The organism is Streptomyces sp. NBC_00306, from assembly GCF_036169555.1.
Classification (GTDB): Bacteria; Actinomycetota; Actinomycetes; order Streptomycetales; family Streptomycetaceae; genus Streptomyces; species Streptomyces achmelvichensis.
On sequence record NZ_CP108032.1, the window covers coordinates 3,390,260 to 3,411,929 of the forward strand.

Sequence of the window (21,670 nt, forward strand, 5' to 3'; positions counted from 1 at the left end):
TGCGGCTGTTGCTGCCCGGGCGGCTGAGTCATCTGCACTTCCCCCTTGTGCGGTCCTGCTGCCCGAGCCGCTCGCCTCGGTGATCCGGCGAGCGCCCCACCTCCGCGAGGAAGCGTTTCGGACATGAAATCCGCTGTCCTGTACCAGTCGAGCGGTGCTTCTTTCTATCACTCAGGGGGTGTCGAACAAGGGGCCGGTCCGCCCCTGTTCCCAAGGGAGGACCGGCCCGTGATGCCGTTGTTACGAGACCTGCACGCGCTCTCTACGCGGACCTGGAAGGCGTTCGGACTACGCGTCGTCGGCCAGCTCCAGCCAGCGCATCTCCAACTCCTCGCGCTCACCGACCAGTTCCCTGAGCTCCGCGTCCAGTTTGGCCACCTTCTCGAAGTCCGTGGCGTTATCGGCGATTTGGGAGTGCAGTCGCGTCTCCTTGTCGGAGAGCTTGTCGAGCTGACGCTCGATCTTCTGGAGCTCCTTCTTCGCGACGCGGGCGTCCCCCGACGTCTTCTCCCTGACCGCCGGGGCGGGCGCGGGCGCGGGGGCCGCGGTCTCGATCATCCGGCGGCGGCGCTCCAGGTACTCCTCGATACCGCGCGGCAGCATCCGCAGCGTGGAGTCGCCGAGCAGCGCGAACGTCCGGTCGGTCGTCCGCTCGATGAAGAACCGGTCGTGGGAGATCACGACCATCGTGCCCGGCCAGCCGTCGAGCAGGTCCTCGAGCTGGGTGAGGGTCTCGATGTCGAGGTCGTTGGTGGGCTCGTCGAGGAAAAGGACGTTCGGCTCGGCCATCAGCAGCCGCAGCAGCTGGAGCCTGCGGCGCTCACCGCCGGACAGGTCCCCCACCGGGGTCCACTGCTTCTCCTTGCCGAAGCCGAACTGCTCGCACAGCTGGCCCGCGGTCATCTCCCGGCCCTTGCCGAGGTCGACCCGGTCGCGGATCTGCTGGACGGCCTCCAGCACGCGCAGCGCCGGCGGAAGCTCGGTGACGTCCTGCGACAGATACGCCAGCCGGACCGTCTTGCCGACGACGACCCGCCCGGCAGCGGGCTGCTGCTCGCCGTCGCTCACCGCGGCGTCGGCCAGCGCGCGCAGCAGCGAGGTCTTGCCCGCGCCGTTGACCCCGACCAGACCGATCCGGTCACCCGGGCCGAGCTGCCAGGTCAGGTGCTTGAGCAGCACCTTCGCACCGGCCTGGACGGTCACGTCCTCCAGGTCGAAGACCGTCTTGCCGAGCCGGGCGCTGGCGAACTTCATCAGCTCGCTGGTGTCCCGCGGCGGCGGCACGTCGGCGATCAGTTCGTTCGCCGCCTCGATGCGGTACCGCGGCTTGGACGTACGGGCGGGGGCGCCCCGCCGCAGCCAGGCCAGCTCCTTGCGCATCAGGTTCTGCCGCTTGGACTCCTCGGTGGCGGCGATGCGCTCGCGCTCGGCGCGGGCGAAGACGTAGTCGCTGTAGCCGCCCTCGTACTCGAAGACCGATCCGCGCTGGACGTCCCACATCCGGGTGCAGACCTGGTCGAGGAACCAGCGGTCGTGGGTGACGCAGACGAGGGCCGAGCGCCGGGCCTGGAGGTGCTGCGCCAGCCAGGCGATGCCCTCCACGTCGAGATGGTTGGTCGGCTCGTCGAGGACGATCAGGTCCTGCTCGGCGATGAGCAGCTTGGCCAGCGCGACCCGGCGGCGCTCGCCGCCGGACAGCGGGGCGATGACGGTGTCCAGCCCCTGCGGGAAGCCGGGCATGTCCAGCCCGCCGAACAGTCCGGTGAGCACGTCACGGATCTTGGCGCTGCCCGCCCACTCGTGGTCGGCGAGGTCCCCGATCACCTCGTGCCGCACGGTGGCCTCGGGGTCGAGCGAGTCGTGCTGCGTGAGCACGCCGAGGCGCAGGCCGCTGTTCTGGGTGACCCGCCCGGTGTCGGGCTCCTCCAGCTTGGCGAGCATGCGGATCAGCGTCGTCTTGCCGTCGCCGTTGCGGCCGACGACGCCGATGCGATCGCCCTCGGAGACGCCGAGGGAGACTCCGTCGAGCAGGGCACGGGTTCCGTACACCTTGCTGACTGCCTCGACATTGACCAGATTGACGGCCATTTTTCTCCTGTACGGGGGGACGGATCGACGTCCCAGCGTAGTCGCCGTCAGCGACTCGGGTTCCGGCGTCCCGCCCGCTCGACCAGGAACCAGCCGGCGAGCGCCGTCGCGACGGCGGCCGGGGCCGTGACCCGTACGGCGATCAGCACCGCCGACCTGCCCTCCAGCATGCCGCCGAAGCCGACCATGGACAGCCCGAGGACCCCGAAGAGGCACAGCGTGATCCCGAGGGCGGCGACCGGGCCGCCGGACCTGCCGCCCGTGGACGCGGCGGGAGCGGTCGCGGGGGCGCTCGCGGCCGGGCGCTCGAAGGTGCGGAAGGCGGCCACGAGGACCGCGGTCAGCCCGGCGGCCAGTACGAGGCGGACCGGGACCTGCGCCCACCAGGCGCCGGAGGCCGGTTCCGGCAGAGCCACGTCGAGCGCGAGGAAGGCGCCGTAGACGCCGAGCATGGCGGTCAGGTGCCACAGGAACGCCGTCATGGCGATCCCGTTCGCGGCGACGACTCCCCGCCACACCCGGGCACGCTCGGCGAAGCGGGTGCCCGGGCCGCGCAGCAGCTCGACGGCGCCGACGAGCCAGAGCGCGTGGCACAGGAGCGCCAGGGTGGGCGGGGCCATGTTGGAGACCTTCTCGCCGGGCATCCCGACCATGGACAGCGGGTACGGCCCGTACACGACCAGGGCGACGGCGGCGGCGAGCCCGCCGGCCGCGAGGGCGGCGGGGACGCGGATACGGCCGTCGGCGCGCAGGAAGCCGAGCTGGTGGACGGCGAGCCAGACGAACGCGAAGTTGAGGAACTCGACGAAGGGCACACCGAACGCGAACCGTGCCACGTCGACGGCCACGGCACCCGCCACGAGCGCCACGAAGGCGGCCCAGCCGTAGCGCTCGTGCAGCTTCAGCAGGGGCGGGGTGAACGCCACCATCGCGAGGTAGATGCCGATGAACCAGAGCGGCTGCGCGACCAGCCGCAGGGCGACACCGGTCAGCCCGCCGTCCCCGCCGAGGAGCTGCACCACGAGCGCGGCGGCGCCCCAGACCAGGATGAACACCATCGTGGGCCGCAGCAGTCGCTGGAGCCGCGCCCGCAGGAAGGCGGAGTAGACGGAGCCCTCGGGGTGCCGGCGGCGCAGGGAGCGGTAGGAGAGCGCGTGCGAGAACCCGCCGACGAAGAAGAAGACGGGCATGATCTGCAAGGCCCAGGTGAGCAGTTGGAGCTCGGGCACGACGGCGAGGAGATTGCCCACGCCGTCGTCGGTGACGACGGCCATCAGCCAGTGCCCCAGCACGACGGTCCCGAGAGAGGCGACCCGCAGCAGGTCTATGTACCGGTCCCGGTCCCCGGGTGTGGCGGCGGCGAGCTCACGAACGCTTGATCCCATGGCTCCACGGTCCCGTGGAGCCGGCCCGCCCGGTGAGGGCGCGGATACTCAACTCGGCCCTGAGTACGTGCCCCCGGCCGGCCGCTCCAACGGGACGCGGGCGCCGGAGCGCGGCCCGCACCCCGAGTCGCCGCGGCCTACAGGACCACCGCACCGCCGGCCGGCGACACCGCCACCCGCGCCGCGCGGCAGGTCGCGGACGACCGCAGCGCCTGCGCCACGGACTCGGCCGTGTCCTCGTCCTTCACCAGGAACGCCGTCGTCGGCCCCGAGCCCGAGACGAGCGCCGCCAGCGCACCGGCCGCGAGCCCCGTGTCCAGCGTCGTGCGCAGCGACGGACGCAGCGAAAGGGCCGCCGGCTGGAGGTCGTTGGAGAGCGCGGCCGCCAGCGCGGACGCGTCTCCCGTACGCAGGGCTTCGAGCAGCGCCCCGGACGCCTCGGGCGCGGGGACCGGCACTCCCTCGTGGAGACGGTCGAACTCCCCGTACACCGCGGGGGTCGACAGCCCGCCGTCCGCGACCGCGAACACCCAGTGGAAGGTGCCGCCGACCGTCAGCTCCGTGAGCTGTTCGCCGCGGCCGGTGCCGAGCGCCGCACCGCCGACCAGGCTGAACGGCACATCACTGCCCAACTCCGCGCAGATGGCGAGCAGTTCGGCGCGGGACGAGCCCAGCCCCCACAGCGCGTCGCAGGCGAGCAGGGCTCCGGCGCCGTCCGCGCTGCCGCCCGCCATGCCGCCGGCGACGGGGATGTCCTTGGCGATGTGGATGTGGACGTCGGGCGACAGTCCGTGGCGCGCCGCGAGCAGTTCCGCGGCCCGCGCCGCCAGATTCGTCCGGTCCAGCGGGACCTGGCCGGCGTCCGGGCCCTCGCAGGTCACCGTCAGCTCGGCCGCGGGGCGGGCCGTGACCTCGTCGTACAGCGACACGGCGAGGAAGACGTTGGCCAGGTCGTGGAACCCGTCGGCCCGCGCGCCGCCCACCGCCAGCTGGACGTTGACCTTCGCGGGGACGCGTACCGTCACCGGCCCGGGGTTCGTGACGCTCACGCCTTGGCCTCCGCGATCCTTGCGAACTCCTCCACCGTCAGGGCCTCGCCGCGCGCCTGCGGCGAGATGCCCGCGGCGACCAGGGCCGTCTCCGCCGCGGCGGGCGATCCCGCCCATCCGGCGAGCGCGGCCCGCAGGGTCTTGCGGCGCTGGGCGAACGCCGCGTCGACGACGGCGAAGACCTCACGCTTCGTCGCGGTGGTCTTCGGGGGGTCCCTGCGGACCAGGGACACCAGACCGGAGTCCACATTGGGCGCCGGCCAGAAGACGTTGCGCCCGATGGATCCGGCCCGCTTCACCTCGGCGTACCAGTTCGCCTTCACGGAGGGGACACCGTAGACCTTGTTGCCGGGTGCGGCCGCGAGCCGGTCGGCGACCTCCGCCTGCACCATCACCAGCGTCCGCTCGATGGTCGGGAAGCGGTCCAGCATGTGCAGGAGGACCGGTACGGCGACGTTGTACGGAAGGTTGGCGACCAGCGCGGTGGGCTCCACGCCGGGCAGTTCGTCGACGAGCATGGCGTCGGAGTGCACCAGCGAGAAGTTCGCGACCCGCTCGGGCAGCCGGGCCACGATCGTCGAGGGCAGCGCCGCCGCCAGGACGTCGTCGATCTCCACCGCCACGACCCGGTCGGCCGCCTCCAGCAGCGCCAGGGTCAGCGAACCGAGCCCGGGCCCGACCTCGACGACCACGTCGTCCTCGCGGACGCCTGCCGTGCGGACGATCCGGCGGACGGTGTTCGCGTCGATGACGAAGTTCTGGCCGCGCTGCTTGGTGGGGCGTACGCCCAGCGCGGCGGCCAGTTCACGGATGTCGGCGGGGCCGAGGAGGGCGTCGGGCTCAGTGGTGCTCACCGATACAGCCTACGGCCGCAGTGCGGCCACGGACTCGCCCCCCTTTGCACGTAGAGCTTCTTGGCCCGGAAGGTCTGTTCCGACGAGGAGGCGTCCTGGGGCCGTCCGCTCCCGCCGAGGGCTTGCCAGGTCCCGGTGTCGAACTGGTAGAGCCCGCCGTACGTCCCCGACGCGTCCACCGCACCCGACCGTCCGCCGGACTCGCAGTGCGCGAGGGCGCCCCAGTCCAGCCCGTCCGCGCCCTGCACGGAGTCCGGCAACTGCCGGGTGCCGACCCTGATCCGCTGGGTCACCGGCTGCCGCACCATCTCCTCGGCGATCCTGCGGGGCTTCTGCTTCACGCCGTTGACGGTCCGCAGCGCATAGGTGACACGGCGCACACCGGACCTGCCCTGCTGCTCGACGACCTCCGTACCGGCGAAGAGGGCGGAGTCCCGGGTCCGCACGACGTCGTAGCCGACGGGCTCCTCGCGCACCTGCTGGCTGCCGGTGATGCGCATGACGGTGACGGTCTGCCCGTCACGGGGGAAGCTGCCGAGCGGTACGGAGGTGGTGTCCTGGCCGCCGAGCGCGATGCCCGCGTCGTGGAGCGCCGCCTGGACGGTGGCGGCGTTCGTCCGGACGGTCCGCTCGCGGCCGTCGGCCATGAAGGTCACGGTCCGCTCGGTCCGTACGTCCAGGGCGAGACCGGTGCGGGAGATGACCGAGGAGCGCGAGACGGACATGTAGGCGCCCTCGGCCCGCACGCCGAGCTGGCGCAGCGCCTCGTCGACGGTACGGGCGGTGGTCCACACCTGGCGGCGCTGTCCGTCGAGGGTGAGGATGACGGGCCGGCCGTAGCGGACGACGATGTCGTCGCCGCTGGCGAGATCGGCGCCGGGGCCGGGCGCGACGATGTCGTGCCGGCCGACGGCCAGCCCCTCGTCGTCGAGCAGCTCCTGCACGTCGTCGGCGAAGGTGTGCAGGGTGCGGGGCACCCCGTCGACGGTGAGGCGTACGTCCTTGTCGCTCGCGACGAACGCCGAGGTCCCGCCCGCCAGGAAGGCGACGACGAGGGCCTGGGGCACGAGCTTGCGGAAGGTGTCGGGCCGGTCGGAGGTCTTCCGCCGCCGCGCCGCCCTGCGGGCCTCGGCCCGGCCGGAGGGCGGCATCCCTCCGGCGGGCCCGGGAGGTTCGGGGACGCCCGCGGGGCGGACGGCGGAGTTCTGGCGCGGCAGTGCGAGGGCGGGCACGGTCGGCGCGTAGGCGGCGGCGTACGCGTCGGCCGACCCTCCGCCGGGCTCCCCGGGCGGAGGGATCTCGTACGGGTCGGGTGAGCGAGGGCCGGTCACCGCCGCGTCGTACGGTCCCGGGCCCCCGGCCCGCGTCACCGCCGCGTCGTACGGTCCCGGGCTCCCGGCCCGCGTCACCGCCGCGTCGTACGGTCCCGGGCTCCCGGCCCGCGTCACCGCCGCGTCGTACGGTCCCGGGCTCCCGGCCCGCGTCACCGCCGCGTCGTACGGTCCCGGCCCTCCGCCCGGGGAGCCCCCCGGCGCCGGACCGACGTACGTGGGCGTCCAGCCTGCCACCGTGCGGTCCTGCGGGAACGACGGCTTCGTGGGGCCGGGTGGTTCGTACGGTTCGGCGGCTCTGGTCGCAGCGCGGCGAACGCCTCGTGCGGCACGGTGACTGCCCTGCGAATTGCTCACGACGCTCCGTAAGGTCCGGTTCCGGTCCGCCCGATGGCGTTGCGGCCCGGGACACTATCGGAGCTGCGGTCACTCTCCAAAGCGACTCGGCTACCCAGTGTCGCGTCGACACCCTGTGCGAGGCCTACGGCGGCCTCGACCCGTTATCCGTCAGTAACCGAACGCCTCGGCGGTGTTGGCGGAGACAGCGGCCGCCAGGGTGTCCTCGTCGAGCCCCTTCACTGCGGCCATGGCGCGCAGCGTGACCGGAATGAGATACGGCGCGTTAGGCCGTCCGCGGTAGGGCACCGGCGTGAGAAACGGCGCATCCGTTTCGACGAGCACGAGTTCTCGGGGCGCGACGGCGAGCGCGTCCCGCAGCGGCTGCGCGTTCTTGAAGGTCACATTGCCGGCGAAGGACATGTAGTAGCCCGCGGCCGCGCAGATCTCCGCCATTTCCGCGTCGCCGGAATAGCAGTGGAAGACGGTCCGTGCGGGTGCGCCTTCCTCGGCGAGAATGCGCAGGACATCGGCGTGCGCCTCGCGGTCATGGATCACGAGGGCCTTGTCGTGCCTTTTCGCGATCTCGATATGCGCGCGGAAGGAGCGTTCCTGGGCGGCGATTCCGTCGGGGCCCGTGCGGTAGTAGTCGAGTCCGGTCTCGCCGACCGCGCGCACCTGCGGCAGCGCGGCGAGCGCGTCGATCTCGGCGAGCGCGTCGTCGAGCGCACTGTCGCCGCCACCCTCACGCGCCCCCTGCCGCGACCACCCTCCCCCAGCCCCAGGGGGCTGGGAGGTGCCCCCATGCTCCCCCAGCACGATCCGGGGCGCCTCGTTGGGGTGGAGCGCGACGGCGGCGTGCACCGCGTCGTGGTCGGCGGCCGTCTGCGCGGCCCAGCGCGAGCCCTTGATGTCGCAGCCGACCTGCACGACCGCCGTCACCCCCACCGCGGCCGCCCTGGCCAGGGCCTCCTCGACCGTGCCCTCCTGCATGTCCAGGTGGGTGTGGGAATCGGCGACCGGGACCCGCAGGGGGTCGGGCAGCGGCGGCGGGTCGGACTTCGCACTCATGGGCGCGATCCTACGAGGCCCGCGCCCGCGAGCTCACTTGCGGTGGAACGGGTGGAGCAGATCGGAGAGATGCCAGTGGTGCGCCGGCTTCTCCGGGCTCGCCGCCTGGTGCACGACCGTGCTGTCCGGCTGCTGCACCCCGTCCCCCTCCGCCGATGCCTTCCGGGCGGGACGCGCGGACTTCGCGGGGCGTGGTGCGGCGGGACGCGCCATCAGGTCGAGTACCGAGGAGACCTGTCCGGACCGCATGATCCTGACGACATGCCCCCCGCAGTTGGTGCAGGTCGGGCTCGAGAGCGGCGACGGCACCCGCACCCCGTCCGCCTTGTAGACGATGAATTCCTGGCCGGCGCCGTCCACATGGTGCTCTATTTCGTAGGACTGCTCCCAGCCGTGCCCACAGCGCATGCAGCAGAACGCGTATGCCTCATGGACCTTGGCGGTGCCTGTGACCTCACTCATGCCAGCTCCTCTCCACCGATCCAGTGGACGCCTTTGACGGCGGGAGCGCATCAGCGCCTGTCGATTAATGGATTGGTCTTGGGCCTTCCCATGCACAAAGGGGCAGGACACGGTCTGCGCTTTGCCTTTTACGATAGTCCTTTGCCGTCCCCGGGGGCCGGACGATCCGCATTCTTTGCCGCCACGACGGCATCGAACACCTCGCGTTTGGGCACGCCTGCTTCGACGGCGACCGCCGCGATGGCCTCCTTGCGCCGCTCCCCCGCCTCCTCGCGCACCCGCACCCTGCGCACCAGCTCCTCGGCGTCGAGATCTCCGGGTCCGGCGGCCGGCGCACCCTCCACCACGACCGTGATCTCGCCGCGTACGCCCTCGGCCGCCCACGCCGCCAGTTCTCCCAGGCCGCCGCGCTTGACCTCTTCGTACGTCTTGGTCAGCTCGCGGCAGACCGCGGCCCGGCGCTCGGGGCCGAAGACCTCGGCCATCGCGGCGAGGGTGTCGTCCAGACGGTGGGGCGCCTCGAAGTAGACGAGCGTGCGCCGCTCGGACTCGACCTCGCGCAGCCGGCCGAGCCGTTCACCGGCCTTGCGCGGCAGGAAACCCTCGAAGCAGAAGCGGTCGACCGGCAGTCCCGACAGGGCGAGCGCGGTGAGAACGGCGGACGGCCCGGGGACCGCGGTGACCTTGATGTCCTTCTCGACGGCCGCGGCGACCAGCCGGTAGCCGGGGTCGGAGACCGAGGGCATGCCGGCGTCGGTGACCAGCAGCACCCGGGCGCCGCCGGCGAGGGCCTCGACGAGCTCCGGCGTACGGGCGCTCTCGTTGCCCTCGAAGTAGGACACGACCCGCCCCGTGGTGTGCACACCGAGGGCCTGGGTGAGGCGGCGGAGCCGCCGGGTGTCCTCGGCGGCGACGATGTCGGCGCCCTCCAGCTCGGCGGCGAGCCGGGGAGGCGCGTCCGCCACATCGCCGATGGGCGTCCCTGCGAGTACCAGCGTTCCTGTCACACGGGCCATCCTCCCAGGGCCGTGCGCACGACTCGCACAGTGGCGTTCCCTACGATGGCGCGGTGACCAGTACCGCGCCGAAGACCCTTCAGGGCAAGGACGCCGATCAGCAGCCCGCCGACTGGCAGCAACGGCTGCGCAGATTCGGCTACGCGCCCCGGCCCGTGATCGGGCTGCGCGAACGCCTGGTGCCGCCCTACACCCGCCCCTCCGAACGGCTGTGGCCGGTGTTCGGCATCCCTCCGGCCGTGGTGAACCCGCTGCTGCGGACGGCGGCCTGGGGCGGACCGCTGCTGGTCGCGCTGGTCGCGGGCGTGCTCCGGTTCTGGAACCTGGGCTCGCCGAAGGCGGTGATATTCGACGAGACCTACTACGCCAAGGACGCCTGGGCCCTGATCAACCAGGGGTACGAGGGCAGCTGGCCGAAGGACATCGACAAGTCGATCCTGCGGGACCCCTCGTCCGTCCCGATCCCCACGGACCCCGGCTATGTGGTCCATCCGCCGGTCGGCAAGTGGGTCATCGGCATCGGTGAGCAGCTGTTCGGCTTCACGCCCTTCGGCTGGCGGTTCATGGTGGCGGTGCTCGGCACGCTGTCGGTGCTGATGCTCTGCCGCATCGGCCGCCGGCTGTTCCGCTCCACGTTCCTCGGCTGTCTCGCGGGAGCGCTGCTCGCCGTGGACGGTCTGCACTTCGTGATGAGCCGTACGGCTCTGCTCGACCTGGTGCTGATGTTCTTCGTGCTCGCGGCCTTCGGAGCGCTGGTCGTCGACCGGGACTGGGCGCGCCGCAGACTCGCGGCCGCGCTGCCGGTGGACGAGGACGGCGTGCTGCGGCCGGACGCCACGGTCGCCGAGACCCTGCGGCTCGGCTGGCGGCCGTGGCGGCTGACGGCGGGCCTGATGCTCGGCCTGGCCGCCGCCACCAAGTGGAACGGCCTCTATGTGATGGCCGCGTTCGGTCTGCTGACGGTGCTGTGGGACGCGGGCGCCCGCCGCACGGCCGGCGCGGTGCAGCCGTACAGGGCGGTGCTGAAGAAGGACCTGGTGCCCGCCTTCGTCTCGACGGTGCCGGTGGCGATCGCCACGTACATCGCCTCGTGGACCGGCTGGATCGTCACCGACAAGGGCTACTTCCGCGACTGGGCGGGGACGGCGGGCAAGGGCGGCAGCTTCACCTGGCTGCCGGACTGGCTGCGCAGTCTGTGGCACTACGAGACCGAGGTCTACCAGTTCCACGTCAACCTGACCTCGGGCCACACGTACCAGTCCAACCCCTGGAGCTGGATCGTGCTGGGCCGCCCGGTCTCGTACTACTACGAGTCCCCGTCCGCGGGCGTCGGCGGCTGCCCCTCGGACGCGGCCGACAAGTGCGCGTCCGAGGTCCTGGCCCTCGGCACCCCGCTGCTGTGGTGGGCGGCCTGCTTCGCGATCGCCTACATCCTGTGGCGCTGGCTGTTCCGCCGCGACTGGCGCGCGGGCGCGATCGCGTGCGGCATCGCGGCCGGGTGGGTGCCGTGGTTCTTCTACCAGGAGCGCACGATCTTCCTGTTCTACGCGGTGGTGTTCGTGCCGTTCCTGTGTCTGGCGGTCGCCATGATGCTCGGCGCGATCCTGGGCCCACCGGGCTCGGACGAACGCCGCCGTGCGATCGGCGCGATCGGCGCGGGTGTGCTGGTGCTGCTGATCATCTGGAACTTCATCTACTTCCACCCGCTGTACACGGGGACGCCGATCCCGGTGGAGGACTGGCGCAACAGGATGTGGCTGGACACCTGGGTCTAGCGGGAGCCATGTCGCCGTTCCTCGCCGTCATACGACGGCGAGGAATGCCTTCGGACGGCCGTGGACGCTTCTACGACCGGGTCCGAGAAACGATCCAACGGCGTTGTGATTCCCGGGCCTTGGCCGGTGGGGTGCGTTTCACGAGAAGGTAGAGATTCTCGAAGTACACCTGCCAACGCTCAGGATCGACACCCGAAGGAGTCCTCGCCGCCCTCTCCGCTTTGATGAGCGGCTCCAGCTTCTCCCAGGTCAGCACTACCGAGACACCGAGATAGCCGGAAACAGGCTTGATATCCACGACCTTGTGCGTGACCAATGCACCGAGGTTGTCGTAGAACCAGGCGAGTTCACGCACCTGAGTGCGCCGTTCCTCCGGCAGTCCGGCCAGCCCCTGCGAGAGGTCGTACGTGCACATTTCCTTGTAGACGAAATCCCGGGCATCAGCAAGGCGATCACTTCGGTGCTGGCTGAAGAAGTCGACAAGCACCGGGAGGGTGTTGGCATGCCGGGCCAGCGTTTCCCGCCGGTAAGAGAAGAGAACAGAAACCACAAGCGCCGCGATCGACAGGACAAGCGCTGCCACGTTCACTCTTTGCCTCCAGCCGCAGACCACTTCACGCTACGGCGTAAGTCGACGTCACCGCCAGGCCGCACCTCTTTGGCCGATGGCGCGGCACCCCTTTCACGCCGGTGCGGGCAGCCGAGGGACGTTCGCATTGATCGCCATGTCTTCTTCCAGCCCTTCGGATCAGCCCGCAGCGTCAGGCCGCATGAATGGTCAATGGGGGATTGCCATCGGAGCGGCGTCGGGCGCCAGTGGAGCGGTGGCCGGGGCGCTCGCCACCTGGGCCGGCGCGAGACTGCAGGCTCGCGCGCAGCTCAATGTCGCGCGGCTGCAGCGAATCGCTCAACACGACGCTGAGACGATCGCGAAGAAGCGGGCGGCTTACTCCGCACTGGTCCCGTCGGTCGACGCAGCCCGGCGTCAGATGCGCATCGCGCGGCGGAACCGGGCGACTGCCGCGCTGGCAACACCTCGAAACCCCGTAGCAGCGGGGCGAATCCGTCGTAAGCCCCGCGGTTCCGGGCCGATCGTCGCGGTCTCGTAACAGCATCGAAGACGATCACCCCCGTCCCGTAGAGTGCACGCGATACATGCCCTTGAACACGTTCAAGGAAGTGTGCTCCTGGGGAGGGGACTGCAAGTCATGCGCAGTGGGGCGAAAGTCGCCGTGATCGGCTGTGTGTTCGCGGTGGTCGCCGGCGGTGTCGGCTATGGCGGCTACAACCTGTACAGCGGGTTGACCGACGGCAACGATGTCAGCACCAGGTCAGCCTCCGGGGAGCGGAAGTCCGGGCCGCCGAGTGCCGAGGAGATCGACGGGACCGCGAAGGACTTTCTCGCGGCATGGGCCGGCGGTGACGCGCCGAAGGCCGCGCAGTTGACCAACAACGCCGTCGAGGCCGAGCCGCTGCTCGCGGGCTACCGGCAGCAGGCCCATGTCTCCAAGGCCGTGATCACCCCCGGCAAGGCGGTCGGCGCGAGGGTGCCGTTCACGGTGAACGCGACGGTGTCGTACGAGGGGCAGAGCAAGCCCTGGACGTACAGCTCCGCGCTCACCGTGGTGCGCGGGCTGAGCACCGGCAAGGCGCTCGTCGACTGGGCGCCGGCCGTCGTGCACCCGAAGCTGACGAAGAGCACCTCGCTCAGGACCGACCAGGCGTCCGCCCCGCCGATCAAGGCCGTGGACCGCAAGGGCCGGGAGCTGACGAAGGAGAAATACCCCTCCCTGGGCGCCGTCCTGGACGCGTTGCGCAAGAAGTACGGCGAGGCCGCGGGCGGTACCGCGGGCATCGAACTCGTCGTCACCTCCACCGACCAGGCCGTCGCCGACCGGACGCTGCTGACGCTGAGCGAGGGCAAGGAGGGCAAGCTCAGGACGACGCTGGACGCGGACGTCCAGGCCGCCGCCGAGCGGGCGGTGAAGAAGTACGGCCAGGCATCGGCCGTCGCCGTCAAGCCCAGTACCGGTGAGATCCGGGCCGTCGCCAACAGCCCGGCCGACGGGTACAACACGGCGATGATGGGCGCCCAGGCCCCCGGTTCCACGATGAAGATCGTGACCGCGGCGATGATGATGGACCAGGGCGTCGTCAAGGGCCCGTCCGCGAAGGTGGAGTGCCCGGCGAACGTGCAGTGGATGGGCAGGACGTTCACCAACCTGGACGGCTTCTCCATCCCGAGCGGCACGTTCGAGGAGAGCTTCCGCCGCTCCTGCAACACCGCCTTCATCAAGGCCGTCAAGCCGCTCGACGACCGTGACGTGTCCGGGACGGCGCTCGGTGCCACCGCGAGCAAGTACTTCGGCATCGGCCTCGACTGGCAGACCGGCGCCGTCAGCGTCGACGGGAGTGTGCCCGAGTCGGCGGGCGCGGAGACCGCCGCCTCGTACATCGGCCAGGGCAGGATCACGATGAACGCCCTCAACATGGCGTCCGTCGCCGCGACCGTGAAGAACGGCGGTTTCCTCCAGCCGGTCATCGTGCCGCAGGGCCTCGACGACCGCCCGCTGGCCACCGCCCAGCGGTTGCCCGGCTCCATCGCGGGCGCGCTGCGCCAGATGATGGGCTCGACCGCGCGCTACGGCACCGGCCAGGCCGCGATGTCCGTGGTGCAGGGCGACAAGGGCGCCAAGACCGGCTCGGCGGAGGTCGACGGGCAGGGCACGTCGAACAGCTGGTTCACCGGATACGCCGGGGATCTGGCCGCCGCGGCCGTCGTCCAGTCCGGCGGTCACGGCGGCGACGCGGCGGGTCCGGTGGTCGCGCAGGTGCTCAACGCCCGCTAGCCGTAGGGGCCGTGAGGCCGGGCGCCGGAAGGCTCGTTCGGACGCCGGCCCGCCGACGCTTCCACCATCCGGAATCTGTTCGCGTGGCCCGTACAACCACCGTTAGCGTGCGGTCATGAGCACTCACGAAACGGAAGCCCATCCCCGGTTCGCGGCCGCCCTGCGCGAGCTGGGGCTCGATGTGCCGGTCCGCCGGTTCCCCGACGCCACGCGGACGGCCGCCGAGGCCGCCGCCGCCATCGGCTGCGACGTCAGCGAGATCGTCAAGTCGCTGATCTTCCAGGCGGACGGCGAGCCGGTGCTGGTGCTGATGGACGGCTCCTCGCGGGTCGACGTCCAGCGGGTGCGCGAGGAGCTCGGCGCGGCGAAGGTCGGGCGGGCGAACGCCGACCTGGTCCGCGAGACCACCGGCTACGCGATCGGGGGCGTACCGCCCTTCGGGCATGTCACCAGGACCCGGGTGCTGGCCGACCGCGGTCTGCTCGCCCATGAGGTGGTGTGGGCGGCGGCCGGGACCCCGCACACCGTCTTTCCGCTCGACCCGAAGTCGCTGATCGCGCACGCGGGCGGCACCCTGGTGGACGTCCGCGAGCGCACGGCGTGACGGTACTGGTCGCCGTAGCGGTTCTCATCGCGGCGGTCACGCACGCCAGTTGGAACGCGATCGCACACACCGTCCACGATCAGCTCGTCGGCTTCACGCTCATCGGCGGAGGAGCCGCGGTCATCGGCGCCGTTCTGGCCTGTTTCACCCCGGTGCCGGCCGCCGGGGCGTGGCCGTATCTGGTCGTCTCCGCGCTGCTGCACATCGGCTACCAGGCCCTGCTGATGCGGTCGTTCTCGCTGGGCGACTTCGGCCAGATGTATCCGATCGCCCGGGGCACCGCCCCGCTGGTGGTGACGGTCCTGGCCACGGTGTTCGTCGGCGAGCGGCTCAACGGCTGGCAGCTGGCCGGTGTGGTGCTGGCCTCCGCGGGTCTGGTCGGAGTGGCGCTGTGGGGCTTTCGCGGGAAGGGCGCCCGGCCGCACTGGCCCGCCCTGCTGGCCGCGCTGGCGACCGGCCTGTCGATCGCCGCGTACACGGTCGTGGACGGCGTCGGCGTGCGCGCCTCGGGATCGGCGGTCGGCTACATCGCCTGGCTGATGATCCTGGAGGGCCTGCTGATCCCGGCGTACGCCGTGCATGTGTACCGGGGCTCGCTGGTGGCCCGGATGAAGCCGTACGCGGTACGCGGCCTGCTCGGCGCGGCGCTGTCGATGGCGGCGTACGGGCTGGTGCTGTGGGCGCAGACACGGGCGCCGCTGGCGCCGGTCGCGGCGCTGCGGGAGTCGTCGATCATCGTGGGCGCGGCGATAGGCGCGGTCTTCTTCAAGGAGCGGTTCGGCGCCCCGCGTATCGCGGCGGCGGGTCTGATGGTCGTCGGCATCGGTCTGATGCTGCGGGCGGGCTGAGCGGCCGTCGTCGTAGCAGGGCGTTGTCGTGGGCCCGCCGTTGTCGTCGGTGGGCGTTGTCACAGGCGGGCGTTACGGTCGGCCTCATGACAGCCAGAATCGATCTCACCCTCGACTGCACGGACGCGCAACGGCTGGCGGAGTTCTGGAAGCTGGCGCTCGGGTACATCGACGAGCCTCCGCCGCCGCCGTTCGCCACCCGCGAGGAGTGGCTCGCGCAGTTCGACCTGCCGGAGGACGACGAGGACGACGCGGCATGGCTCTGCGATCCGCAGGGTGCGGGACCGCGGCTCTCGATCCTCAAGGTGCCCGAGCCGAAGACCGCGAAGAACCGGCTGCACATCGACATCCAGGTGCCGGGGCACGGCAGCGACGAGGAGCGGTGGAGCAGGATCCGGGCGGAGGCGGACCGGCTGGTCGCGGCGGGCGCCACCGTCCAGCATGTCTTCGACGGCCATCACATCACCATGGCCGACCCGGAGGGCAACGAGTTCTGCGTCGCCGCCGGCCCGGCAGATCGGACCTGACGGGCCCGGGGCTCGCCGGACGGGCCCGACGCGCCCCGGCAGTGCAGGCGGGACCACCCGTCAGTCCTGCCCGCCGTCAGCCCTGCCCGACGTCAGTCCTGCTGCGCCCATGTCACCCGGTGCGGCGCGATCACCTCGTCGAACCCCGTGTTCACCGCGAGCAGGCCGCCGTCCACCCGCAGGGTGATGCCGGTGATCCAGGCCGCGTCCCGCGAGGCCAGGAAGGCGACGGCCGCCGCGATGTCCTCCGGCTCACCGACGCGGCCGAGGGGGTAGACCCGGCCGAGTGCCGCGAGGCTCTCCTCGCGGCCCGCCCACGACGGCGTACGGACGGTCCCCGGGTTGACCTGGTTCACGCGCACGCCGCGAGGTGCCGCGTCGCCCGCCAGCGTGCGGGTGAGCGAGGCGAGGCCCGCCTTGGCCGCGCTGTAGGCGTGGTTGCCGAAGTCCTGTTCGGCGTTGACGGAGCCGATGTTGACGATCGCGCCGGCGCCGGAGGCCTCCAGATGCGGCAGGGCCGCGCGGGCGCAGCGGAAGGCCCCGGTGAGCGAGATGTCGAGGTCGCGTGCCCAGGTGTCGTCGGGCTGGTCCTCCAGCCTCGGGGTGTCGGGGGCGCAGGAGTAGGCGTTGTTGACCAGGACGTGCAGGGCGCCGAACCGTTCGACGGCGTGCGCCACGGCCGCCTCGACCTGGGCGCGGTCTGCGACGTCACAGCCGAGGGAGCCGGCTCCGGGGATGTCCTCGGCGGTCCGCGCCGCGGCCTCCGCGTCCAGGTCGGTGACCAGGACGCGGGCGCCTTCGGAGGCGAGCCGTCGTGCGATCGCCTCGCCGATCCCCCGCGCCGCGCCGGTGATCAGTACGCCCTGTCCCTCGAACCGCCCGGGTCCGCCGCTGCCGCTTCCGCTGCTCATAGCGCCGAACGTACCGCCCGGATCAGCGCCTGGGCACGGGGGTCCGCGGTGACGCCCTTGCGCATCCCGTTGGTCACATAGCCGAGCGCGATGCCCGACTCGGGGTCGGCGAAGCCGAGGGAGCCGCCGCGGCCGGGGTGGCCGAACGATCCCGGGCCGAGCATCGGGGCGGCCGGGCCGTGGAGCATGAAACCGAGGCCGTAGCGGGTGTTGACGATCAGGACGCGGTCGGGGCCGGCCGACTCCTCGGTGCGGGCGAGGGTGAGGGTGGCCGGGGCGAACAGCCGCGGGCCGCCGTCGACCGTGCCGATCGTGGCGGCGTAGAAGCGGGCGAGGGCGCGGGCGGTGGAGATGCCGCCGGAGGCCGGGAGTTCGGCGGCGCGGTAGACCGGGTCGTTCTCGTCGGGCAGGGGGTCGATGGCCCCGAACGCACGGCGGGTGAGGGAGTCGGGATTGTGGTAGGCCTCCACGACGGCCGGCTTGGGCCGCAGTTTGAGCCCGCCGCCGTCGGCCGTCTCCGGCTCGGGCACCGGCCCGATGCGGCCCACACGGTGGGCTTCGTCCTGCGGCAGTCCGATCCAGAAGTCGAGGCCGAGCGGGCGGGCGATCTCCTCGGCGACCCAGCGGCCGATGGTCCGGCCGGTGACCCGGCGGACGAGTTCGCCGATCAGCCAGCTGTAGGTCTGCGCGTGGTAGCCGTGAGCGGTTCCGGGGTCCCAGGCGGGGTGCTGCGCGGCCAGAGCGGCGGGCCCGCTGACACCGTCGCAGGCCTCCGCCGTGGTCAGCGGCCGGTCGAGCACGGGCACTCCGGCGCGGTGGGAGAGCAACTGCCGTACGACGACGCGGTCCTTGCCGGCCGCCTTGAACTCGGGCCAGTACGTGCCGACGGGGGCGTCCAGGTCGATCTGGCCGCGCTGGTGGAGCAGGAGGACGACGGCCGCCGCGACACCCTTGGTGGCGGAGCGGACGATCTGTGCGGTGTCCACGGCCCACGGTTCGGTGCCGTCCACGTCACGTGTGCCGGCCCAGAGGTCGACGACCTTCTTCCCGTCCCGGTAGACGGCGACGGCCGCGCCCCGGTCACCGCGCTGTTCGAAGTTGCGTAGGAAGGCGTCCTGGACCGGCTCGAAGCCTGCCGCCACCGTGCCCCGGACATCCACTGCTGCTGATCTCCCGCTCCCGCTCATCCCTCCATGGTGCATCGGACGCCACCGCTCGTGACTCGCGGGTCAGCTCGGAACGAATCGAGAGGTCGATCCTGCCGCGGATGGCGTGGGAGTACGGGCACCCCTGGTGGGCTGCGGAGACCGGTGCGGTGGCGAGCTGCTGGTCGAGCGGGGCAGCGGGACGCCTACCTCGTTCACGCGCCCATGGTCACGGACTTCGGGTCGAAGCCGAAGGGCAGTTCGAGGCGGTGCTTGCGCATCAGGGCGTCGTCGCCCAGGAGGTCCTGCGTACGCCCGTCGGCGGCGATGATGCCCTCGCTGAGGATCACCGCACGCGGACAGAGTTCCAGGGCGTACGGCAGATCGTGCGTGACCATCAGGACGGTGACGTCCAACGACCGCAGGATGTCGGCGAGTTCTCGCCGTGAGGCCGGGTCGAGGTTGGACGACGGTTCGTCCAGCACGAGGATCTCCGGCTCCATCGCGAGCACGGTGGCGACCGCGACCCGGCGGCGCTGGCCGAAGGAGAGATGGTGCGGGGGCCGGTCGGCGAACTCCGCCATGCCCACCTGCGTCAGCGCCGCCACGACGCGCGCTTCGAGCTCCGGGCCGCGCAGGCCCGAGGCCGCGGGTCCGAAGGCCACGTCCTCGCGGACCGTGGGCATGAACAGCTGATCGTCCGGGTCCTGGAAGACGATGCCGACGCGGCGGCGGATCTCCGCGAGATGCCGCTTGGCGACCGGGAGTCCGGCGACGGACACGGTCCCCGCGCCGCCGGCCAGGATGCCGTTGAGATGGAGGACGAGGGTGGTCTTGCCCGCGCCGTTGGGGCCGAGCAGGGCGACCCGCTCACCGCGCCCGACCGTCAGGTCGACGCCGAAGAGCGCCTGATGCCCGTCCGGATAGGCGTAGGCGAGCCCCGTCACTTCGAGGGACGGGGGCGTCGCGTCGGCCGGGGCGTTCGTCACCGGGTCGTGCGGGTCGTTCGGGTCGTTTGTCACAGCGTCCATCCCAGCAGACAGACCGCGAGCGCGGTCACGGGGAGGGCCGCCGCGTACGACCACTGCGTCCGGGACGCGGTGACCTCGTCGATCACGGGCATCGTCCCGGTGTATCCCCGGCTCACCATCGCCAGGTGCACCCTCTCGCCGCGCTCGTAGGAGCGGATGAACAGCGCGCCCGCGGATTTGGCGAGCACGCCCCAGTGCCGCATCCCTTTCGCCTCGAAGCCGCGCGAACGGCGGGCGATCGACATACGGCGCATCTCGTCCGCGATGACATCGCCGTAGCGGATCATGAAGGAGGCGATCTGGACCAGCAGGGGCGGCAGCCTGAGCCGCTGGAGCCCGAGCAGCAGCGAGCGCAGCTCGGTCGTCGAGGCGAGGATCACGGACGCGGCGACGCCGAGCGTGCCCTTGGCGAGGATGTTCCACGCGCCCCACAGGCCCGGGACGCTCAGCGAGAGGCCGAGGAAGGAGACCTGCTCGCCGGGCACGACGAAGGGCATCAGGAGCGCGAAGGCGACGAACGGGATCTCGATGAGCAGCCGGCGCAGCAGATACCCGGCGGGCACCCGGGCCACGGCCGCGACCGTGGCCAGCAGCACCGCGTACAGCCCGAAGGCCCACACCGCCTCGCGCGGTGTGGAGACCACGACCAGCACGAAGCAGAAGACGGCGACCAGCTTGCAGTGCGCTGGGAGCTCGTGCACGGGCGAGTGCCCGTGCCGGTAGAGCTTGTGGCTGTGGCCGGCGCCCATGTCAGACGGAGTCGGGGACGCGGGTGGCCTCGGACTCGGAGGCCCGGCGGCGGCGCACGACGACGTAGAAGATGCCGCTGCCCACCAAGACGGTCGAGCCGACGCCGATGACGCCCGCGAGACCGCCGGAGATCCGGGCGTTCGAGACGTCGGCGACCCCGTAGTCGGCGAGCGGGGAGTCGGCGGCCGCGTGCTCCTCGACCTTCTTGTCGATGCCCTTGTCGGCGGCGACCTTCTCCAGGCCGTCGGGGCTGGCGGAGGCGTAGAAGGACACGAAGCCGGCGAGGACGACGGCGGTGGCGAGGCCGGCCAGCCAGACCGTGCGCGGCGACCGCGCGGCGACCGGCTCGGGGGCGACGGGCTGGGCGTCGACCAGCTCGCCGCCGACGCGGAGCTTCAGCGGGGTGGTCAGACCGCGGGCGCCGTGGACGAGGTCGGGCCGGACGGCGATGACGGCGCCGACGGTGAGCATGGTGATCACGGCCTCGCCGATGCCGATGAGGACATGGACGCCGACCATCGCGGTGAGGACCTTGCCGATCGGGACGTCGGTGGTCCCGCCGATCGCGTAGAGCAGGGTGAAGGCAGCGGCGGCGGCCGGTACGGAGACCAGCGCGGCGACGAAGGAGGCGACGGTGATCGAGCGGCGCTTGCGGGGCAGGACCGCCAGCAGTCCGCGGAACAGCCCGTAGGCGACGAGGACCGTGACGACGCCCATGACGGTGATGTTCACGCCGAGCGCGGTGAGGCCGCCGTCCGCGAAGAGCACTCCCTGCATCAGCAGAACGACGGCGATGCAGAGCACGCCGGTGTAAGGACCGACGAGTATCGCGGCGAGCGCGCCGCCCAGCAGATGTCCGCTGGTGCCGGCCGCGACGGGAAAGTTGAGCATCTGTACGGCAAAGATGAAGGCGGCGACGAGGCCCGCCAGCGGCGCGGTGCGCTCGGCGCCGCTCAGTGCGAGGGAGGATCCGCCCAGCTCACGGCGGGCGCCGCGGAGGCTGACGGCGACCGCGCCGGCGGCGGCGACACCGGCGGCCACCGACACCGGGGCGTTGATGAATCCGTCGGGGACATGCATAGCGGGCTCCGCTCCGGACAGGTGAATAACTGTTCAATGATAGTGCCCTGTTGCGAACGACTTGCAAGAGCGGGTGGGTCACAACTGGTGATCGAGTCCCTCGCCCAAGAAAAGGAAATATGGGACATTGGAGGGCATAGCGGCTAAATCGTGAGGAGCGATAGATGTCCACGGTCATCGAAGAACACGCATGGGCACGCATCGTCACGGACGCTCCTCAGCACAGGCCGGTCCGCGTCGCCCTCTGGTACGAACCGACGGACGCGCCGCAGTCCGTCCGCTTCACGTTCCCCGACGGACGCGAGTGGACCTTCCCGCGCGAGCTGCTGGAGAAGGGACTGCGCGTCCCCGTGCGCCGCGGCGATGTCGAGGTCTGGCCGTGCGGCCGGGTCCAGACGGTTGTGGAGTTCCACACCTCGGACGGCGTAGCGGTGGTGCAGTTCGACTCCAAGGCGCTGATGCGCTTCCTGCGGCACACGTACGCGGTGGCCGCACCCGCCGCCCCCCAGGGGTGACGAGCACGACCACCGTGTCCCCGCGACGGCCCCCGTCCCCACG

At 71.6% G+C, this 21,670-nt stretch carries 20 protein-coding genes; 6 read left to right on the top strand and 14 right to left on the bottom strand.

The window, feature by feature from the left end:
* Positions 1 to 288: 288 nt before the first annotated feature.
* The 8 genes from OHA05_RS14875 to rsmI form a co-directional block, all read right to left on the bottom strand.
* Positions 289 to 2,088 carry an ABC-F family ATP-binding cassette domain-containing protein gene (locus OHA05_RS14875; RefSeq protein ID WP_313945839.1) on the bottom strand — a complete coding sequence of 600 codons (1,800 nt, stop codon included), beginning with the start codon at positions 2,086 to 2,088 and terminating at the stop codon, positions 289 to 291.
* Between the two features lie 47 nt (positions 2,089 to 2,135).
* Entirely contained in the window at positions 2,136 to 3,473 is a 1,338-nt protein-coding gene (locus tag OHA05_RS14880; protein ID WP_328860834.1) for an acyltransferase family protein, read from the bottom strand.
* Between the two features lie 137 nt (positions 3,474 to 3,610).
* On the bottom strand, positions 3,611 to 4,522 hold the full coding sequence (locus OHA05_RS14885) for a 4-(cytidine 5'-diphospho)-2-C-methyl-D-erythritol kinase (RefSeq protein WP_328860835.1): 912 nt from the start codon (positions 4,520 to 4,522) through the stop codon (positions 3,611 to 3,613).
* Entirely contained in the window at positions 4,519 to 5,376 is an 858-nt protein-coding gene (rsmA, locus tag OHA05_RS14890; RefSeq protein ID WP_313945836.1) for a 16S rRNA (adenine(1518)-N(6)/adenine(1519)-N(6))-dimethyltransferase RsmA, read from the bottom strand. Before rsmA ends, OHA05_RS14885 begins: the two co-directional genes overlap by 4 nt.
* A complete protein-coding gene (locus OHA05_RS14895; protein ID WP_328860836.1) occupies positions 5,373 to 6,707 on the bottom strand; it encodes a ubiquitin-like domain-containing protein in 1,335 nt (444 codons plus the stop codon). Before OHA05_RS14895 ends, rsmA begins: the two co-directional genes overlap by 4 nt.
* Before the next feature lie 507 nt (positions 6,708 to 7,214).
* Entirely contained in the window at positions 7,215 to 8,114 is a 900-nt protein-coding gene (locus tag OHA05_RS14900) for a TatD family hydrolase (RefSeq protein WP_328860837.1), read from the bottom strand.
* Between the two features lie 33 nt (positions 8,115 to 8,147).
* Complete coding sequence (locus tag OHA05_RS14905) at positions 8,148 to 8,576, bottom strand: hypothetical protein (protein WP_328860838.1); 429 nt, start codon at positions 8,574 to 8,576, stop codon at positions 8,148 to 8,150.
* A 128-nt stretch (positions 8,577 to 8,704) separates the two neighbouring features.
* Complete coding sequence (rsmI, locus tag OHA05_RS14910; RefSeq protein ID WP_328860839.1) at positions 8,705 to 9,592, bottom strand: 16S rRNA (cytidine(1402)-2'-O)-methyltransferase; 888 nt, start codon at positions 9,590 to 9,592, stop codon at positions 8,705 to 8,707.
* Between the two features lie 53 nt (positions 9,593 to 9,645).
* Here rsmI and OHA05_RS14915 point away from each other — a divergent pair, with 53 nt between their 5' ends.
* A complete protein-coding gene (locus tag OHA05_RS14915; RefSeq protein ID WP_328860840.1) occupies positions 9,646 to 11,367 on the top strand; it encodes a dolichyl-phosphate-mannose--protein mannosyltransferase in 1,722 nt (573 codons plus the stop codon).
* Positions 11,368 to 11,437: 70 nt separating this feature from the next.
* Here OHA05_RS14915 and OHA05_RS14920 read toward each other — a convergent pair whose 3' ends face one another.
* Positions 11,438 to 11,950 (bottom strand): DUF4760 domain-containing protein, encoded by a 513-nt coding sequence (locus OHA05_RS14920; RefSeq protein WP_328860841.1) that lies wholly within the window; start codon positions 11,948 to 11,950, stop codon positions 11,438 to 11,440.
* Between the two features lie 625 nt (positions 11,951 to 12,575).
* Here OHA05_RS14920 and OHA05_RS14925 point away from each other — a divergent pair.
* The 4 genes from OHA05_RS14925 to OHA05_RS14940 all read left to right on the top strand — a co-directional run bounded on the left by OHA05_RS14925 (position 12,576) and on the right by OHA05_RS14940 (position 16,195).
* Positions 12,576 to 14,216 carry a penicillin-binding transpeptidase domain-containing protein gene (locus OHA05_RS14925; RefSeq protein WP_328860842.1) on the top strand — a complete coding sequence of 547 codons (1,641 nt, stop codon included), beginning with the start codon at positions 12,576 to 12,578 and terminating at the stop codon, positions 14,214 to 14,216.
* Positions 14,217 to 14,331: 115 nt separating this feature from the next.
* Positions 14,332 to 14,820 (top strand): YbaK/EbsC family protein, encoded by a 489-nt coding sequence (locus OHA05_RS14930; RefSeq protein ID WP_328860843.1) that lies wholly within the window; start codon positions 14,332 to 14,334, stop codon positions 14,818 to 14,820.
* On the top strand, positions 14,817 to 15,668 hold the full coding sequence (locus OHA05_RS14935) for a DMT family transporter (RefSeq protein WP_313945827.1): 852 nt from the start codon (positions 14,817 to 14,819) through the stop codon (positions 15,666 to 15,668). The genes OHA05_RS14930 and OHA05_RS14935 overlap by 4 nt, the downstream gene beginning before the upstream one ends.
* An 86-nt stretch (positions 15,669 to 15,754) precedes the next feature.
* Positions 15,755 to 16,195 (top strand): VOC family protein, encoded by a 441-nt coding sequence (locus OHA05_RS14940; protein ID WP_328860844.1) that lies wholly within the window; start codon positions 15,755 to 15,757, stop codon positions 16,193 to 16,195.
* Positions 16,196 to 16,287: 92 nt separating this feature from the next.
* Here OHA05_RS14940 and OHA05_RS14945 read toward each other — a convergent pair whose 3' ends face one another.
* The 5 genes from OHA05_RS14945 to OHA05_RS14965 all read right to left on the bottom strand — a co-directional run bounded on the left by OHA05_RS14945 (position 16,288) and on the right by OHA05_RS14965 (position 21,112).
* Complete coding sequence (locus OHA05_RS14945; RefSeq protein WP_328860845.1) at positions 16,288 to 17,106, bottom strand: SDR family NAD(P)-dependent oxidoreductase; 819 nt, start codon at positions 17,104 to 17,106, stop codon at positions 16,288 to 16,290.
* Entirely contained in the window at positions 17,103 to 18,266 is a 1,164-nt protein-coding gene (locus OHA05_RS14950; protein ID WP_313948972.1) for a serine hydrolase domain-containing protein, read from the bottom strand. The genes OHA05_RS14945 and OHA05_RS14950 overlap by 4 nt, the downstream gene beginning before the upstream one ends.
* 200 nt (positions 18,267 to 18,466) lie before the next feature.
* A complete protein-coding gene (locus OHA05_RS14955) occupies positions 18,467 to 19,282 on the bottom strand; it encodes an energy-coupling factor ABC transporter ATP-binding protein (RefSeq protein ID WP_328860846.1) in 816 nt (271 codons plus the stop codon).
* On the bottom strand, positions 19,270 to 20,031 hold the full coding sequence (gene cbiQ, locus OHA05_RS14960) for a cobalt ECF transporter T component CbiQ (RefSeq protein ID WP_313945824.1): 762 nt from the start codon (positions 20,029 to 20,031) through the stop codon (positions 19,270 to 19,272). Before cbiQ ends, OHA05_RS14955 begins: the two co-directional genes overlap by 13 nt.
* A gap of 1 nt (position 20,032) precedes the next feature.
* Positions 20,033 to 21,112 carry an energy-coupling factor ABC transporter permease gene (locus tag OHA05_RS14965; RefSeq protein WP_328860847.1) on the bottom strand — a complete coding sequence of 360 codons (1,080 nt, stop codon included), beginning with the start codon at positions 21,110 to 21,112 and terminating at the stop codon, positions 20,033 to 20,035.
* Between the two features lie 164 nt (positions 21,113 to 21,276).
* Here OHA05_RS14965 and OHA05_RS14970 point away from each other — a divergent pair, with 164 nt between their 5' ends.
* Positions 21,277 to 21,627 (top strand): SsgA family sporulation/cell division regulator, encoded by a 351-nt coding sequence (locus OHA05_RS14970; RefSeq protein ID WP_328860848.1) that lies wholly within the window; start codon positions 21,277 to 21,279, stop codon positions 21,625 to 21,627.
* The last annotated feature ends 43 nt before the right edge of the window (positions 21,628 to 21,670 follow it).